The organism is Flavobacterium sp. (assembly GCF_044349645.1).
Taxonomy (GTDB): domain Bacteria; phylum Bacteroidota; class Bacteroidia; order Flavobacteriales; family Flavobacteriaceae; genus Flavobacterium.
Genome location: NZ_JBIKQP010000012.1, coordinates 34,578 through 54,958 on the forward strand (window position 1 = coordinate 34,578; position 20,381 = coordinate 54,958).

5 protein-coding genes are annotated in these 20,381 nt (G+C 36.6%); all 5 read right to left on the minus strand.

What is annotated here, in order from left to right:
- Positions 1-68: 68 nt before the first annotated feature.
- Positions 69-10,853, minus strand: coding sequence for a T9SS type A sorting domain-containing protein (locus tag AC9UFV_RS04065; RefSeq protein ID WP_509573051.1), 10,785 nt, complete (start codon positions 10,851-10,853; stop codon positions 69-71).
- A gap of 270 nt (positions 10,854-11,123) precedes the next feature.
- Positions 11,124-11,426 (minus strand): DUF3467 domain-containing protein, encoded by a 303-nt coding sequence (locus AC9UFV_RS04070; protein WP_509565269.1) that lies wholly within the window; start codon positions 11,424-11,426, stop codon positions 11,124-11,126.
- A 56-nt stretch (positions 11,427-11,482) separates the two neighbouring features.
- Entirely contained in the window at positions 11,483-15,793 is a 4,311-nt protein-coding gene (gene rpoC, locus AC9UFV_RS04075) for a DNA-directed RNA polymerase subunit beta' (RefSeq protein WP_509573053.1), read from the minus strand.
- 78 nt (positions 15,794-15,871) lie between these two features.
- Entirely contained in the window at positions 15,872-19,684 is a 3,813-nt protein-coding gene (gene rpoB / locus AC9UFV_RS04080) for a DNA-directed RNA polymerase subunit beta (protein ID WP_509573055.1), read from the minus strand.
- A 278-nt stretch (positions 19,685-19,962) separates the two neighbouring features.
- Positions 19,963-20,337 carry a 50S ribosomal protein L7/L12 gene (gene rplL, locus AC9UFV_RS04085; protein WP_509573057.1) on the minus strand — a complete coding sequence of 125 codons (375 nt, stop codon included), beginning with the start codon at positions 20,335-20,337 and terminating at the stop codon, positions 19,963-19,965.
- Positions 20,338-20,381 lie beyond the last annotated feature (44 nt).

Consider the following 20,381-nt stretch of genomic DNA (forward strand, 5'->3'; position numbering starts at 1 on the left):
TTATATTTTTTATAAATAAAAAAACCCATTCACAATGTGAATGGGTTTTTTAGTATTAATAGTTAGAATTATTTCTTAATTACTCTAACAGTTTTCATTGCATTTTCAGTAGTTACTTGAATGAAGTAAGCTCCATTTGCATAATTTGACATATCAACTTGAATAGTGTTAGAATTAACTTGTTTACTCATTAATTGTTGACCAACCATATTAAATACTTTCACACTTGTCATGTCTTGAGAATAAGTAATATTCAACAAGTCCATTACTGGGTTTGGATAGTAAGTAAATTGAGTCATATCAAAATCTTGATTAGCCAATGTAGTAATAGTAACTGCTAAGCTAGCTGCACTTCTACAACCGTTGATTGTTTGTGTAGCATAATAAGTAGTATTAGCTAACAATTGTGTCGATGGAAGTGGGTTAGTTCCTGAAGCAGCATTTGCAGCAGAAGCATACCAAGTAATGTTAGAACCTGTAACTACGATATCACCCAAAGTTAATAAAGATGATAATGATTGTGTAGCTGCACCTGTTGGAGCTGGAACAGACGTTACAGTTACTGAAACTGCTGTTCTTGGGCTTTCACAACCACCTGAAGTTTGAGATACATAATAAGTACCTGTAGACAATGCAGCAGTAGAAATTAAAGCAGTACCACCAGTTGCAGCAGAATACCATTGTAAACCAGAACCGTTAGCAGTTAAGTTAGCAACAGTTGCGCTATTACAAAATTGTTGTGATGGGTTACTAGAAGGAGCAGCAGTTGCATTTGAAATTGCAAACACTAAGTATCTAGTTGGACTTTCACAACCATTAGCCGTTTGAGACGCCCAGTAATAACCTTGAGTTAAAGGTGTTGTAGGAGCCAATGCAGTTCCACCTGTAGAAGTTGTATACCACTTAATGTTGGTACCAATCAAAACAGGAGACATACTGCTTACTGTTGCGGCACCTGAAGGACAGAATTGGTAGAATTGAGATCCGGTAGGAGCAGCAGTTTGGTATACAACTACTGGAACAGTTGCTACACGAGCACAACCTAACATAGAAGTTGCAGTTGCAGTATAGTTAACAGTCGAAGCTGCGTTAGTATTTTTAAAGTAAACTGTTGACAAGTTTTGACCTGTATAAGGAATTGTTGCAGCAGCATCAGTATACAAATTAGTTGTAGGCGACCATAACATTGGAGCAACTTGAGTTCCAATTATTGAAACATTATCAATTGCCCAGAAATAATCCCAACTACCTCCATATCTAAATCTCAATTGAACAGTTGGTTGGTTAAGCATAGCAGCTGGTAAAGCTAAATTTACATTTGAAAATGCCGCAACCGCTCCTTGAGTATTTGTATACGATTGAATCGATGCCCAAGTAGTACCACCATCAACTGTATATTCAACAACTGCAGTCGTTGGGAAATTTAAATAATGGAAGAAAGATAAATTTGCAACAGAAAAACCAACCGTACTAAACACAGGAGATTTTAACTCCGTTGCAGTAGTACCTCCAAAACCTTGAGCGTCACTATTTGTCATATAGAATTGAGAATTATCATTCGATGCAAATGGTCCATAAAAACTATAAACATATCCACTCTGTTGTAATGTCCAATTAGCTAAACTAGGAGTACCACCTGTAGAGTTATTTACTGTGGTCCAATCATTAGTTACACCATTAAAATTTTGAGATAAAATGGTCATATTGTCTAATGTTCCACCTGTAGCAACAATTGGAGTAATTGCATTTGCACAAGTAGAAACCGGTGCAATTGTTAATACAGTAGGAGTAGGATTTACAGCTACAGTTATCGTTGCAGTGTTAGCACATGGAGTAGTTCCTGTAGTTTGTGAAGCAAGTAAGGTATAAGTAGTTGTTGTTAACGGATTAAATACCCATCCTGTAGTTGCATTTCCAGTAACAGTAGTTGGAGTCCAAACATAACTACTATAATCAGACGCACCTGCTGTAACTGTCACAGGAGTAGAATTATATTCTGCACAAATTGTAGCAGGGTTTCCGCTTAATGTAATTGCAGGCGGAGGTGTTACCGTTACAGGAACAGCTACTCTGGCAGAAGAACAAACTACTTGACCGTTAATAGTAAATTTCGGTCTAAATGTGGTTGTTGCATCAGCTGTTGCAGAAGCTAACATTGCTGCTGGAGTTAAGTTATCCGCTTGATCATAAGCAGTTGAAACGAAACCAACATCATCCACTTTCATTGTAGTACCTGTAGAATTAAATGCACCTGGAACTGAAGATCTAGATATAGTAACTAATATATTAGAACTACCATCCCAGTTGAATGCAGATGCAGAACCAGTACCCGTTCCGAAAGTTAAGTTGTTTAAAGTATTTGCAACAGGAGTAAATCCATTATCTGCTTCAACTCCCGCGTAAACTTGAGTTAAACCTGTAGAAATGAAAGTTGTAGTCATTACGTTAGCTGTAACTGGAGCTAACGACACAAAGAATCCTTGATAAGTTTGACCAGAGTCTGTAGGTTCAAAACCTAAACTAGTAATATTACCCGCACCAATTCCTGCAGCAATTAATTCACTAGCTTTGATGATGAATTGTGTTTTAGTACCTCCCCAGCCACCTGACAAGAATGATCGACCAACTGAAATCGAGTTAGTTCCTCCTGCTCCTACAGGTAAAGCACCAGCGACATATTTCTCAGCACCAGCGTAATAAGTTGTAGAAGTTGAAATTGAAGGAGTAGTAAAAGTAGTTCCTGTTCCAATAGATGAACCTCCGATTTGATTTGCATACCACTTAATTGTAGTGTCAGTAGAACCAGCAGCAGTTAATGTAGCTGTTCCTACACCGCAACGAACCGCTGGAGTAGAAGAAACTACGTTATTGAAGAATCCAATTGAGGCTTCACTTGTATATCCAGGTGTACCATTACAAGCTACCATTTTCAATCTATATTTAGATGGAGCTAAAGGAGTATGAGTTAAGGTTAAAGAAGTTGCAGAAGCAATATCATTCCATGTTGTACCTCCGTCAATAGAGTTTTGCCATTGGAAAGCAATACCGTCTGGCAAACCAGTATAGCTTGTGCTAAAGTTTACAGATTGACCTAAACAAATAGTAGAATTATTAACAATTGTGTTTACTCCAACTGGAGCAACATTACCAAGTACTCCCATTACTACTTGAGCAGAACCTGGAGTATTAGAACAACCAGAAGTCAAGTTAGTATAAGAAATAGAGTAAGTAGTAGTTGCTAATGGAGCAACTGGTATACTAAACACATTTGTACCTGGGTTAGCGTATCCTACCACTGGAGGAGTTGCTGTTGGATCTGCAGTAACTGAAGGCATAACAACACCATTAGCTGACCAAGTTGTAGCGTAGCTTGATGGAGGAGTAAATCGCCATGCTCGTGGAGCAGTAGTTGGTATCTCAGCAGTTACACCATTCCAATAATTTGGCGTATTAGGTGTCACATTGCAATTTGGAGCAGTAGCACCAATTGTTTGAGTACCATCTTGCAAACCAATGTATTTAGCATTTGTAAAAGAGGCTTCAAAAACGCGAATATCTATAGTTCCTAAAGTTTCATAGAAAACTACTTCAGCAGTTTGTTTTCCACTAGGTAAACCTGTAGTAAAATCAGTAGCGTAAGTAGTCGCATTTAAAAATTGAACTACAAAACGTCTATTTGGAGCCACTCCTTCTGTCCAATAAGTAATTTTACCAGAACCAGTTCTATTCCAATGTAAATCTCTGGCAACTACTGCTACAGTACTTGCTGGACTAGATGTACTTGGGAAACCACCTGTAAAAGTAAAAGCAGTTGAACCAGCGGTACCTAAATTAATAGTACCATTTGAACCAATAAATACATTAGTAACTGTATTTCCAAAGAAATTGAAATTAAATCCTACAGGAATACCTGACCAGAAGTTATCATCTAAACTTGTAGAGTTAGCAGTAACACCAGCTGGATAAGGAGTTAATAAAGCTCCACCTCCAACTAAAGAAATCGCGTTAGCTGGTGAAGTTGCTGGAGCACTAGGAGCAGGAATACAATCAGCTGTAAAGTTACCTGCAGTTAAACCTGATCCAATAGTTGCGCTAGAACCAGGGCATAAACCTTGAGCTGTAGTAGTAACCGTTGCTGATGGCAATGGATAAACACCTACAGAAATGAAAGATTCAATTGGTAAACAACTTGTATCAGTAGCAATACCCACAACTTTGAATTCTGAAGTTTCAGAAACCGAAGCAGTAACTACTGAAGTATTTAAAGCACTTAAAGTAGCTGATGGAGTTAAACTAGTCCAAGTATATGTCATACCAGGATCAGCAGAGTTTGCAGTCAATGTAGCATTACCTCCAGTACCACAGAAAGTAGGTACAGAAGAAGTAATTGAAACTACCGGTGGTGCATTTACTGTCATAACTACTGGAGTTCTTAGACTTTCACAACCGTTTGGACCTATTTCTGCAACATACATAGTTCTTGTAGAATTTATTGCAGTTAAGAAAGTATTTGAAGGACCACTTTGAACTGAAGTACCACCAGTTGCAACTGTATACCAAACAAAGACAGGGTTAACTGTTGTTGTAGTTGAAGTTACTGTAGCAGTAGACAATTGAAGTCCACAATGTGTTGAAGTTGTAGCCGTTGGCGCAGAAGCTAAAGTAGGCAATATAGTAACCGAAACAGTACTAGTTGCTGAACAAGTAGTTGTTGGATTAGTGGCTGTTACAGTATAAACGGTACTTGCAGTAGGAGTTGCAATAACAACATTTCCTGTCGCAGAGCTTAAAGTAGCAGCTGGCGACCAAGACCAGTTTAATGATGAAGAAATTTCGTTTTGGAATCCAAAAATAAATTTAGGTCTAGACGTTCTTGTAGAACCTGAAGTTGAAGCTAACATTGTCTCCGGTGTTTCAGCATCAGCTTGTCTGTAAGCAGAACAAGTGAACCCTGGAGAATCAACTTTCATATTTGTAGCAGTAGAATTAAAAGCATCAGGCACACTACTCCATGATACAGAAACTAATATATTAGAGGTTCCGTTCCATACAAACCTTGAAGAAGAACCTGTTCCAGTACCAAAAGCGAGAGTATTTACAGCATTTGCAACCGGAAGGAAACCATCATTTGCTAATGTTCCTTTGTATACTTGAGTCAATCCCGTTGTAACAAAAGTTGAAGTCATTGCTGTTAAGCTAGTTGCAGCAATACTTACAGAGAAACCTGTATAAGTCTGTCCAGAAGTAGTAGGTTCAAAACCAATAGAATTAATGATACCTGCTGACAATCCAGCCGCTGTTAATTCAGAAGCTCTAATGATATATTGTGTTTTAGCTCCACCCCATCCACCTGGTAAAAATGAAGCGCCTACAGAGGTAGAATTGGTAGCACCAGCACCTAATGAAATAGATACTGGAGGTAATAAACTAGTTCCAGTTAAAGTAGTTGAACTACCTAAACACAATGGTTCAACTGAGGTTGTAGCAGAAGAAATAACTGGTAATGGATTAACTGTTACGGTTAAATTAGCTAGATTAGTACAACCTGTAGTAGTATTTAAACTTGATAAAACGTAATTTGTTGTTGCTGTAGGATTAAAAGTATATCCAACAGTAGAATCACCTGTTACTCCCGTTGCTGGAGCCCAAGTGTATTGATTAAAATCTGCTAATGTAGAAGTAATTGTTACAGGAGTTGTAGTTGAACCACCAACGCAAATAGCAGAAGGAGCAGCACTAATTGTTAATGCAGGAGCTGAACCAACGGTAATTGTAACAGGTGTTCTTAAACTTTCACAACCGTTAACACCTACTTCAGAAACATATAATGTAGTTGTAGTAGAAACTGAATAACTAGTTAGAGTTGTTGAAGTACTCGTTTGAACAGCAGTTCCTCCTGATTGTTGATCGTACCATTTAAAAGTACCTGTACCAGCTGCACCTGAAGTAGCAGCTACAGTAGCTGTAGGAACTCTAGCTCCACATTGCGAAGAACCAACAGCTGTTGGAGCTGACGGTAAAGGCAGAGGAGTAACAGTTACTGTTGTAGTGCTTGAACAACCGTTTGCAGCAGTTGCAGTTGCAGTATAAGTTTGAGAACCGCTAACTGTAGAATAAACAGTTCTAATATTTTCATTTGCGTAAGCAGTAGTCGCTGTATTATCTGTAAATAAATTTGAAGCAGAAGTCCAAGATATCACTGGCTGAATTGCTCTTGTAAAAGTAAATACTTGACCAGCTACTGGTTTTAAAGCAATTGCATTAGATGGAACGGTAGTACTCGCAGTTGCTGTAGCACTTAAATCAGATAATGATAAATAATTACCAGCAGTTGTACCAACTAAACCTGCAGAAGCAGTAGGGGAACTAACGGCTGCAGCATCAGGACGATAAACAAATTCTATTTTACCATCAGCTTCATATAATTTAACTTGAAATGATATAGTAGCAGCACTTGTAGTGTAATTCCACTCCCAGTTTAGCCATTCAAAAGTAAATACTCTGTTTCCGGCCGTACCAGTTGTTAAATATGAAGCTGCACCTGTTGAAAAACCATCTAAATCATCCCAAAGTGGAGCTATTAATGGAATTGATGTAGCTGCTGGAGCTCCGATTGAATTAAAAGCAGAATTAGCAGAACTTGCATTAAAACTTAAGAAACCATTTGAAGAAGCATAAACATTTGTATAAGTATTTCCAGCATAGTTAAAGCTAAACCCAATTGGCACAGCCCCTGATATTGTATCATCACTATTGATTGCTGAAACAGTACCTCCAGTCAATGGGGTAAAAGTACCTGCACTAGAAGCAAAACTATATGTTGAAGCATTTGCATCAACAGTACCTCCAGTAGCAACTAAGGTAGCAACACTTCCAGTACAAACTGTACTCGGGGTAATTGTGATTGCACTTGGAGCTGGTAATACAGTTATAGCAACTGTATTAGTAGCAGTACATCCTAATGCATCTGCACCTGTTACGGTATAGGTTGTATTTGTTGTTGGATTAGCTGTAACTGAAGTTCCGGTAATAGCCGAAAGCGCCGTATTTGGTGCCCATGAATAAGTAGTAGCACCAGAAGCAGTCAAAGTAGAATTGGCGCCAGAACAAGCTGTTAAATTAGGCGTTACTGAAACTGTTGGAGAGCCAGACGTAAAAAAGTGATATGGCGACTGAAATGAACCAACTGGATTGGTAACTAATATATAACCTACAATTGTACCTCCAGTAACTATTAATCCAGAAGGAGCAGTAACTGTTACCGAAGTAGAAGTTTTAGCGGTAATTGTTCCAGGTAAATTAGGAACTGTACTTCCAACTCCAGTGAATAAAACTGAAGTTACGGTAGCTAAATTAGTACCTATAATTGTAACAACAGATCCCCCATTAGCACAAATTGTTGGATTTGGACCAGCACTAAATGCTGTACTATAATCGGTAACTGTTGGTGGTTGCGGTGGCGCTACATTACCGTAAGCAAAATAACCTGAAGCAGTTAATGTTGCAGCTCCAATTCCAGAACCAGTAATTTCAGGTCCAGTAGCTGAATAGGTAGAAGTAGCCGGTAAACGATCATAAACTCCAGAAGCTGTTGGTGATTGAACCATAGCTTGAGTAGAAAGTATATTTGCTTCTTGAACTCTAACGTTAGCGTTAATTAAATTTGCAAATCCATTAGTAGTTAATACTTCCCAACGAGTAGCAGATAAGTTTGTAACATCTGGTGCAGCGGAACCGCTATTGGTAGCAAAAGCTTCTCCACTAATTGTTGCAGCATTTGCAGCAGCAATAGATGGATCAATAAAAACCGGAGTATAAGCACTTCCTTTACCCACTGGGAATAAAGTAGTTGAATTGTAAGTTCCAGCAGCTGTTCTAGCAGCAAATGTTCTTGCAAATGGACCAACTATCATATTTGTTGCCGATGGCGTACCAGATAAAGTACCCGCAGCAGTAGCAGAACCAAGTCTTAATATATTGGTAGAAGTAGTATTTATTTTACCACTTGTCATAGTTAACGTTCCACTAACAGATAAAGGTACGTTAAGTGTAACTCCTGTTGCATTTGAATTATTAACAGTTAAAGATGTCAAACTAGCAGTTGTTGTGGTGATTGAATTTCTGAAAACACCTGACCCTGAGATAGTTTGAGCATTTGTATTGGATATTGCTGCATTTGTAGCTAAATTCCAACCTGCTAAATTTAAAGTAGCTGACTGATTTGTAAAAGTACCATTATTAACAATGTTACCCATTAAATAAGTATTTGTTGCACTACCATCTCGCCATTCAGATCCAGAATTGATCGAAAGAGTTCCTCCTATCCATGTTCCATTACCACCTGCCGAAGAAGATGAAGTAAATCTATTGGTTCCTGAACCTCCATTAACAATAACATTACCAAAAACTAATCTACTTGAGTTCAGGAAAGAATCTATCTCAAACCCATTAGTAGCTCCACCAGCATCAGTACTTGTTCCATTACCTAAAATTAAAGTATGACCTGCCCAACTAATAGAAGTAGCCGGTGAAGACACACCATAAGAAACTGATTTAGTTGCTGTAGTAGCTGCAGAAGGATCAACTATGGTAATAGTACCACCATTTACAGTTCCCAGAGGACTTGAAATAGCAAGTAAAGCAGTCGTAGCTGAATTTGTTGTAACTCCAGCCGCATTACCATCTATATTAATGTTACCGCCTGATTGATTGAAAGTTGAACCAGAGGAAATAACTAAGTTTCCATTTACGTTCAAGGTTCCTCCAGAAACAGTTAAAGTTCCGTTATTTGTTAAAGTATTATTGTTTAAGGTACATCCAACAGTTAAATCTCCAGAGGAAACTGTTAAAGTTCCACCAAAACTTATAGTAAGACCTTTAACTACGTTGGAAGCAGAATTAACGGTAACATTAACACCATCAGCTATTACAGCAATATCATTACAAGTAGGTACTGTTCCTCTATTCCAAGTTGAAGCAGCATTCCAATCCCCTGTTGTAGTAGCTACAAACGGGATGTCTGCCACAGCTACACCAATATATAATGGTCCAGCTAGTAAATCCAATTGAGAAACCGCAATTCTTTGCGCTCCCGGAGTTGAAGTTCCGTTTTGATGTGTACCACCTATAGCAGCATTCGCAAACATTACTCTTGCATTACTAGTTGATGGATATAAAGTATTTGGAGCAATTATAGCAACTGTTAAAGGAGCAGATGAAAAACCAGTTCCTTCAGAACTTACTGCCCAATTACCATCAAATCTATTATTAATAGTATAAGTTCCATCTGTTACTGTTAGACCGGTAGTGTTTGTCGTTGCATCATTATAAACCACAGCCAACTCACCTGCAACTGCACCAGTTGCTGAAGCTCGCGAAATATAAATTGCTCTGTTTAGACCCGTTGAATTTATAAATGGATATCTAGAGGTTCCGTTTGTAGGATCAACACCAGCTGAAATAGCGGTACCCGTTGCTGTAGCAGTCCACCATCTTGAAAATTTTCCTCCAGGTAAAAAACCATTTGGATTTGATGCTGTTAACGTATTTCCTGCTGCATAATTTCCAAAAATTAATTTATTTGAACCCAAATTAATTTTTGCATTTGTTAATGTTAAATTGTAAGCAATTCTTACATTATTGAATGACCATATTACATTTGGAATAGCACTATTAGTGTTATTTATAATTAAATTACGAATTACACCAGCTGTATTAGAAGAACTAGTTGCTGTAGTAGTTCCACCAAAAGTACCTGAACCCGAAACAGTTTGAACTAATGTACCATTAAGTGTTAAGGTTCCAGCAGTAGTTGCACCAATAGAAGTATCAATCCTACCATTATTAGTAATATTACCTGCAACTGTTAAAGTTTTACCAGTTGTGGAATTAAATACATTAATAAGACCAGTTGAAGCAACAGTTAGATTTCCGGCAACTGCAACGTTTGTACATGCTGTTGCATAGGCTAAAGTTCCATTAACGGTTAAATTATTAACACTTGTAGTTACTAAATCTGCAGTAACAGTATGTCCAGTACTTACAATAGCGTTATCAACTGAAGTTGGAACAGCATTAGCATCCCAAGTTGATGGACTATTCCAGTTACCTGTTACAATGGAAGTAAAAGTACCAGGTGCCCTAGAAATTAAAGAAATATTATCTATACTTGCAGGAGGTTGAGTCCCACCCGAGTCATTTTTCCAATGAAATATTAATCTGAAAGTGGTACCTGCTAATGAAGCTGGTAAATATATAGTTGCCGTTTGAACTGTACCTTGTAAATTTCCATTTCCTAACCATGTTGCTCCAGCAATTCCTGCAGGAACATTAGTAGCACCGCTACCAGGATGTGTCGTAGACCCTGTTGGAACAACAGTTGTAGGCGCATAAAATACTTGCCAATTATCCCAAGTAGATTCACCTTGACATATCCAATTAAAAGACAATGTAATTGCCGTTTCTCCGGCAGGAACAGTAACATCTCTCCAAAAGAAATTGGAAGAGTTGTTAATATCAGTATACGCATTTGCAACACCATTATTTGAGATGTATGCAGAATTTCCTGAAAATGGTGCTGAAGTAACAGCAGTACCAATTATCCATGGATTATTAGCCGAACTTGAATTTGTCCACCCATTAGCAGCAAATGTCGAACCCGTTTGAAATCCTCCGTCACCAGTAGGACTAATCAAAGTAGTTTGCCCCTGCATTGAAACACTTGCAAAAAGTGCTAATGCAATCAATGACAAAAGACCTTTAAAAGAAGTGCTTTTTTTAGTAGCTAAAGCTTCATTTTTACCGTTCATTACTTGGGAAAACAAGCCCTGAACAAAATTGTAATTTTGATTCATAATAAATATTATAGGTTAGGAAATTAAATTTTAAATATTAATCAGGCGTTAAAAATAGTTAAATAAAATAAAAAAACAATGTTAAATTTTAATTTTTTTTCTAAAAAGTTGAAATATTATGAAAGTCTAAAATAAATACATTAAAAATTATTCAATCATCAGAAGTAAATACAAGTAAGCAACGCCTTATACGATAACTAAATAATTAATATAAAAAAGTTGGGAGTGAAACAAAAAAAAGCCCCTTCGTAATGAAGGGGCTTTTAATTTTTATGCTTGACCAGCGGTTCCAAAATTTAGTGGAATTGATGGTTGCTCTGTGTCTTTTATTTCGCCATGAGCGACTTCAAATCGGTGTACATTTTCTGCTAAGGCTTTGACTAGTCTTTTAGCATGCTGTGGCGTCAAAACGATTCTTGACTTTACTTTTGCTTTAGGCACACCTGGCATAATACACACAAAATCTAAAACAAATTCTGATGCCGAATGATTGATAATAGCTAAGTTAGAATAAATTCCTTCCGCTGTATTTTCGTCCAATTCAATATTTATTTGTCCTTCTTGCTCACTCATAATAAAATAGTAGAAAAAGTGAAAGATCTAAAATAATTAGACCTTTCACTTTTGAATTAATAATTGTATTCTTCTTTTGTTGACATCATTTCATTGAATTCTTCTTTTGAACCTACAATAGTATGATCGTATTCTCTCATACCAGTTCCAGCTGGAATTCTATGTCCTACAATAACATTCTCTTTCAATCCTTCTAAGTCGTCCACTTTACCAGCTACTGCTGCTTCGTTTAGTACTTTAGTGGTTTCTTGGAATGATGCTGCAGAAATAAATGATTTCGTTTGTAACGATGCTCTCGTAATTCCTTGAAGTACTGGAGTTGCAGTTGCAGTGATTACATCACGAGCTACTACTAAATTCTGATCGTTACGTTTCAATAGTGAATTTTCATCACGTAATTGACGAGGTGAAACAATTTGTCCTGGTTTCAAGTTTTGCGAATCCCCAGCGTCTTCAACTACTTTCATTCCGTATAATTTATCATTTTCAACGATAAAGTCTTTCGTATGAATTAATTGATCTTCTAAGAATAACGTGTCTCCTGGATCTTCAACTAATACTTTACGCATCATTTGACGGATCACCACTTCAAAGTGTTTGTCATTAATTTTTACCCCTTGTAAACGGTACACTTCTTGAATTTCATTCACTAGATACTGTTGAACAGCAGCAGGTCCTTTAATTCTTAAGATATCGTCTGGTGTGATTGCTCCATCAGATAATGGAACTCCTGCACGTACAAAGTCGTTTTCTTGAACTAAGATTTGGCTAGAAAGTTTTACTAAGTATTTCTTAACCTCACCAAATTTAGATTCTATGATAATTTCACGATTACCTCTTTTTACTTTTCCAAAAGTTACTACCCCGTCTATTTCTGAAACTACCGCTGGGTTAGATGGATTACGAGCTTCTAATAACTCTGTAATTCTTGGTAAACCTCCTGTGATATCTCCAGATTTTGAAGATCGACGTGGGATTTTTACTAAAATCTTACCTGCTTTAATTTTCTCACCATCGTCAACCATTAAGTGGGCTCCAACTGGTAAGTTATAAGAACGGATTAACTCATTGTCTTTACCGTAAATCAATAAAGTAGGAATTAATTTTTTGTTTCTTCCTTCAGAAATTACTTTTTCTTGGAATCCTGTTTGCTCATCAATTTCAACTACGAAAGATTGTCCTTGTTCTAAATCTTCGTAAGCAATTTTACCAGTAAATTCAGAAATAATAACTCCATTATATGGATCCCATTTACAGATAACTTCTCCTTTTGCAACTTCTTGACCGTCTTTAACATAAATGCTAGATCCGTAAGGGATGTTATTTGTAGCTAATAGAATACCTGTTCTAATATCAATTAATTTCAATTCTGTAGAACGTGAGATAACGATATCAACTGCTTGACCATCTAAATCTTCTCCTTTTACCGTTTTTAAATCTTCTATTTCTAGACGACCGTTGAATTTTGCTAAGATGCTTGATTCCTCAGAAATTCCACCCGCAACCCCACCAACGTGGAACGTACGTAATGTTAACTGTGTACCTGGCTCTCCAATTGACTGTGCAGCAATTACACCTACAGCTTCTCCTCTTTGAGTCATTTTTCCAGTTGCTAAGTTTCTTCCGTAACATTTAGCACAAATTCCTTTAGTAGCTTCACAAACTAGTGGCGAACGAACTTCCACTTTCTCGATTGGAGAAGCTTCAATTAAACGCATCGTTGCTTCAACAATTTGCTCCCCTCCTTTTACTAATACTTCATTAGTCATAGGATTAACAACGTCTTGTAATGCTACACGACCTAAGATTCTTTCTCCAAGAGTTTCAACAATTTCTTCATTCTTTTTCAATGCAGAAACTTCAACACCTCTAAGGGTACCACAGTCGTCAATATTTACGATTACGTCTTGAGAAACGTCATGTAATCTTCTTGTTAAGTAACCCGCATCGGCAGTTTTTAATGCTGTATCCGCAAGTCCTTTACGAGCACCGTGAGTAGAAATGAAATATTCTAAAATCGAAAGTCCTTCTTTAAAGTTAGAAAGAATTGGGTTTTCAATAATTTCTCCACCACCGGCAGTAGATTTTTTAGGCTTAGCCATCAAACCACGCATACCTGTTAACTGACGGATTTGCTCTTTAGACCCCCTTGCTCCAGAGTCAAGCATCATATACACTGAGTTGAAACCTTGTTGGTCTTCTCTAATGTTTTTCATTGCTAATTCTGTAAGTTGGGCATTTGCAGAAGTCCACACGTCAATAACTTGGTTGTAACGCTCGTTATTGGTAATAAGTCCCATGTTATAATTTGCAGAGATACCGTCAACTTGTTCTCTAGCGTCTGCAATTAATTTTGTTTTTTGTTCTGGAATTCTAATATCACCAAGAGAGAATGATAAACCACCTTTAAAGGCAAATTTATAACCCATATCTTTCATGTTATCAAGGAACGCAGCTGTTGTAGGAACATCAGTTACGCTTAATACATGTCCGATAATATCTCTAAGGTTTTTCTTAGTTAATACATCATTGATATATCCAGCTGCTTCAGGAACTACTTCATTAAATAGTACACGACCAGCAGTTGTTTGGATAATTTTATATACTAATTCTCCATTTTCATTAAAATCTTTCGCACGGATTTTCACACGAGCGTTCAATTCTAATTTACCTTCATTTAAGGCAATGTTTACTTCTTCAGCAGAGTAGAAAGTTAAGTCTTGACCTAAAATTGCATGCTCTGGAGTAGAAATTCTTTCTTTGGTCATATAATAAAGACCCAATACCATGTCTTGAGAAGGTACAGTAATTGGAGCACCATTTGCAGGATTCAAGATATTGTGAGAAGCCAACATTAATAATTGTGCTTCCAAAATAGCTTCTGGTCCTAACGGTAAGTGAACCGCCATTTGATCCCCATCAAAATCCGCGTTGAACGCCGTACAAACTAAAGGGTGCAATTGGATTGCTTTTCCTTCAATTAATTTTGGTTGGAATGCTTGAATACCTAGTCTGTGCAAAGTAGGAGCACGATTCAGTAATATTGGGTGTCCTTTAATTACATTTTCAAGGATATCCCAAACTACAGGCTCTTTTTTGTCAATTATTTTCTTCGCCGATTTAACTGTTTTTACAATTCCTCTTTCTATCAGTTTACGGATAACGAAAGGTTTGTATAACTCAGCTGCCATATCTTTAGGGATACCGCATTCGAATAATTTCAATTCAGGTCCAACAACAATTACCGAACGAGCAGAATAATCCACACGTTTTCCTAATAAGTTTTGACGGAAACGTCCTTGTTTACCTTTTAATGAATCTGATAAAGATTTTAAAGGTCGGTTAGATTCTGTTTTTACTGCAGAAGCTTTTCTTGTATTATCAAAAAGGGAATCTACAGATTCTTGTAACATACGTTTTTCGTTTCTCAAGATAACTTCAGGAGCTTTAATCTCCATTAATCTTTTCAAACGGTTGTTACGTATAATTACACGACGGTATAAATCATTTAAATCTGAAGTAGCAAAACGACCACCATCAAGAGGCACAAGCGGACGTAATTCTGGTGGAATAACGGGAACTACTTTCATAATCATCCACTCCGGACGATTCTCACGGTTCAAGTTAGACTCACGGAAAGATTCTACAACTTGTAATCTTTTTAATGCTTCTGTTTTACGTTGTTTAGACGTTTCGTTATTTGCTTTATGTCTTAAATCATAAGACAATTCATCTAAATCGATTCGTGCTAATAAGTCCATAATACACTCTGCTCCCATTTTGGCAACAAATTTATTAGGATCTAAATCGTCTAAATATTGGTTTTCAGCTGGTAAAGTTTCTAAGATATTTAGGTACTCTTCTTCTGTTAAAAAGTCCAATCTTTCTAATGGTTCTCCATCAGCATTTTTAGCAATACCCGCTTGGATTACTACATATCTTTCGTAGTAAATAATCATATCTAATTTCTTAGAAGGAAGTCCAAGGATATAACCAATTTTGTTTGGAAGAGAACGGAAATACCAGATGTGAGCGATTGGCACCACTAAATTGATGTGTCCTACTCTATCTCTACGTACTTTTTTCTCAGTTACTTCAACACCACAACGGTCACAAATAATTCCTTTATAACGGATTCTTTTGTATTTTCCACAAGCACATTCAAAATCCTTAACAGGTCCAAATATTCTTTCGCAAAAAAGTCCGTCACGCTCAGGTTTGTGAGTTCTGTAGTTGATGGTCTCAGGCTTTAATACTTCACCTCTTGATTCTTTTAAGATCGATTCTGGAGAAGCTAATCCAATAGTAATTTTATTAAACCTAACTACTTGGTTTTTATCTTTATTGTTGTTTCTATTATTCATCATAGTCATAAAATTTTAAGTTGTTGGTTGTTAGTTGTTGGTTGATAATTTAGAACTATCAACCGCCAACCATCAACTATTTTATTCTTCTAAACGGATGTCTAAACCTAGACCTTTCAATTCGTGCATTAATACATTGAATGATTCTGGAAGACCTGGTTCTGGCATAGTTTCTCCTTTTACGATTGCCTCGTAAGTTTTCGCTCTACCAATAACATCATCAGATTTAACTGTCAAGATTTCTCTTAATGTACTTGATGCTCCATATGCTTCAAGTGCCCAAACCTCCATCTCTCCAAAACGCTGACCTCCAAATTGAGCTTTACCTCCTAATGGTTGTTGTGTAATTAATGAGTATGGCCCTATTGAACGCGCGTGCATTTTATCATCAACCATATGACCTAGTTTCAACATATAGATAACTCCAACTGTTGCCGCTTGGTGGAAACGTTCTCCAGTACCTCCATCATAAAGGTGGGTGTGACCGAAACGTGGAATTCCAGCTTCGTCAGTCAATTCATTAATTTGGTCTAGAGTTGCACCGTCAAAAATTGGGGTAGCATATTTTCTACCTAATTTCTGTCCAGCCCATCCTAAAACAGTTTCATAAATTTGACCAATGTTCATACGTGAAGGTACCCCAAGTGGGTTCAATACGATATCAACAGGAGTTCCATCTTCTAAGAAAGGCATGTCTTCATGACGAACAATACGTGCAACAATACCTTTGTTACCGTGACGTCCCGCCATTTTATCCCCAACTTTTAATTTACGTTTTTTAGCGATGTAAACTTTAGCTAATTTCAAGATTCCTGCTGGTAATTCATCACCAACAGTAATTGTAAATTTCTCTCTTCTTAAGCTACCTTGTAAATCGTTCAACTTAATTTTGTAGTTATGGATCAAATCGTTTACCATTTTATTGGTATCGTCATCTGAAACCCATTGACCTTTTGTTAAGTGAGCAAAATCTTCAACAGAGTTTAACATTTTTTGAGTGTATTTTTTACCTTTTGGCAAAACTTCTTCTCCTAAATCGTTCATTACTCCTTGTGAAGTTTTTCCATTAACGATATTGAAAAGTTTATCGATTAACTTGTCTTTTAATTCAACAAATTTAGTTTCGAATTCCATTTCCAATGCTGTTAATGCATCTTTATCTTGAGTACGCTTACGCTTATCTTTTACCGCTCTTGCGAATAATTTTTTGTCTAAAACAACTCCATGTAAAGAAGGCGACGCTTTTAATGAAGCATCTTTTACATCTCCTGCTTTATCTCCAAAGATAGCACGAAGCAATTTCTCTTCAGGGGTAGGATCTGATTCTCCTTTAGGGGTAATTTTACCAATTAGAATATCACCAGGTTTAACTTCGGCACCTATTCTAATCATACCATTTTCATCTAAATCTTTAGTAGCTTCTTCACTAACGTTTGGAATATCATTCGTTAATTCTTCGTTTCCTAATTTAGTATCTCTCACTTCCAATGAATAATCATCGATGTGAATAGAGGTAAAAATATCGTCACGAACTACTTTTTCAGAAATTACAATTGCATCCTCGAAGTTGTACCCTTTCCATGGCATGAACGCTACTTTTAAGTTTCTACCTAAAGCTAATTCTCCATTTTGAGTTGCATAACCTTCAGATAATACTTGTCCAAGAACTACTCTATCTCCTTTTCTTACGATTGGTTTAAGGTTGATACTTGAACTTTGATTTGTTTTTCTGAATTTAATTAAATTGTATGTTTTCTCATCTTCTTCAAAGCTAACCATACGTTCTGCATCAGAACGGTCGTATTTAATAGTGATGATATTTGCATCTACATAAGTAACTGTACCATCACCTTCAGCATTGATTAATACTCTAGAATCAGAGGCAACTTGGCGCTCTAAACCGGTACCAACAATTGGTGCTTCTGGACGTAATAAAGGAACTGCTTGACGCATCATGTTTGATCCCATCAAGGCTCTATTCGCATCATCATGTTCCAAGAATGGAATTAACGAAGCCGAAATCGAAGCAATTTGATTTGGAGCTACATCGGTGTAATCAACTTGTGATGGGTGAATTACCGGGAAGTCTCCTTCCTGACGAGCAATTACATTATCGGCAGTGATTTTTCCTGAAGCATCCATTTGGATATTTGCCTGAGCAATCATTTTACCTTCTTCTTCTTCTGCACTTAAATATACAGGAGTAGCTTTTAGGTCTACTTTTCCTTCTTTTACTTCGCGGTATGGAGTTTCAATGAATCCCATTCCGTTTACTTTAGCATAAACTCCAAGTGAAGAAATCAAACCAATGTTTGGTCCCTCCGGAGTTTCAATTGGACATAAACGTCCATAGTGCGTATAGTGAACGTCACGAACCTCGAATCCAGCTCTTTCTCTCGAAAGTCCACCTGGTCCTAGGGCTGATAATCTTCTTTTGTGTGTAATCTCAGCTAATGGATTCGTTTGATCCATAAATTGAGACAATTGGTTGGTACCAAAGAAAGAGTTTATTACTGATGATAATGTTTTTGCATTAATCAAATCAATAGGTGTAAACACCTCGTTATCTCTAACGTTCATTCTCTCACGAATGGTTCTAGCCATACGAGCCAAACCAACGCCAAATTGTTGTGAAAGTTGTTCACCTACAGTTCTTACACGACGGTTTGATAAGTGATCAATATCATCAATCTCTGCTTTAGAGTTGATCAATTCGATCAAATATTTAACGATAGTTATGATATCCTCTTTGGTCAAGACTTGCTTTTCCATTGGGATATTTAAACCTAATTTTTTGTTCATTCTATAACGACCAACTTCACCTAAGTTATAACGTTGATCAGAGAAGAATAATTTATCTATAATACCACGAGCAGTTTCTTCATCAGGCGGTTCTGCATTACGCAATTGTCTGTAGATGTGCTCAACGGCTTCTTTTTCAGAGTTTGTTGGATCTTTTTGTAACGTATTGTGGATAATAGAGTAGTCAGCTACATTACTATCTTCTTTGTGTAACAAAACAGATTTTACATTAGATTCCACTATTTCTTCAACATTTTCTTTGTCAAGAATAGTATCCCTATCTAATATAATTTCATTTCTTTCGATAGAAACTACCTCACCGGTATCTTCATCTACGAAATCTTCGTGCCATGTATTCAATACACGAGCAGCTAATTTTCTTCCGATATATTTTTTAAGACCTGCTTTAGAAACTTTAATTTCTTCGGCAAGATCAAATATTTCAAGAATGTCCTTATCTCTTTCAAATCCGATTGCACGGAAAAGAGTAGTTACAGGTAATTTTTTCTTTCTATCGATATAAGCATACATTACGCTATTGATATCGGTAGCAAATTCTATCCAAGAACCTTTGAAAGGAATAACTCTTGCAGAATACAGTTTAGTTCCGTTTGCGTGGAATGATTGACCGAAGAAAACTCCTGGAGAACGGTGCAATTGAGAAACAACAACACGTTCAGCGCCATTGATTACAAAAGTACCACTTGGAGTCATGTACGGAATTGTTCCAAGATATACATCTTGTACAATTGTTTCAAAATCCTCGTGTTCTGGATCTGTACAATACAATTTAAGCCTTGCCTTTAAAGGCACGCTATAAGTTAGCCCTCTTTCTATACACTCTTGAATGGTATAACGAGGTGGATCTACAAAATAATCTAGGAATTCCAATACAAAGTTATTTCTTGTATCTGTTATTGGAAAATTTTCCATGAAGGTGTTGTATAAACCTTCATCGCCTCTTTCGTCAGTTTTAGTTTCTAATTGGAAGAAATCTTTAAACGACTTAACCTGAACATCTAGAAAATCTGGATAGTCAGGAATATTTTTTGTTGAGGCAAAATTCAATCTTTCAGTCTGATTTGTTAACATCAATGGACAAAATTTTGATTAAAAAAAGTAATTTTTTGTGTAAAACACTATTTATTTTATAAAACAATCTATACTTTCTTTTTATAATCAATACCTCTTTAAAAATAACTCCAGAGCGGGCTCTTTCATTGATTTTCTTTCATCGTATTGACTTATAACCTTTTTGTATTTTAAACTATTTTATAATAAAATTTGATATAATTTTATTATACGAAAAATGGTTTAGGTCATTGGACGTTAATCCAAGACCTAAACCTAGTTCTCAAAACCGGGTAAAACTATTTAAGTTCTACTACAGCTCCAGCTTCTTCTAAAGCTTTCTTAAGACCTTCAGCTTCTTCTTTAGAAACTCCTTCTTTAACAGCACTTGGAGCGCTATCAACTACGTCTTTAGCTTCTTTCAAACCTAAACCTGTAAGTTCTTTTACTAATTTAACTACAGCTAATTTAGAAGCACCAGCTTCTTTTAACATAACTGTAAATTCAGATTGAGCGCTTTCAGCTGCAGCTTCTCCGCTACCACCTCCAGAAACTACTACAGCTGCAGCAGCTGGTTCGATTCCGTACTCATCTTTCAATATTGTTGCTAAATCGTTAACTTCTTTAACTGTTAAGTTAACTAATTGTTCTGCGAATTGTTTCAAATCTGCCATTTTTTCTATCGTTTTAAAATGATTTGTAAAATATAATTTATTAA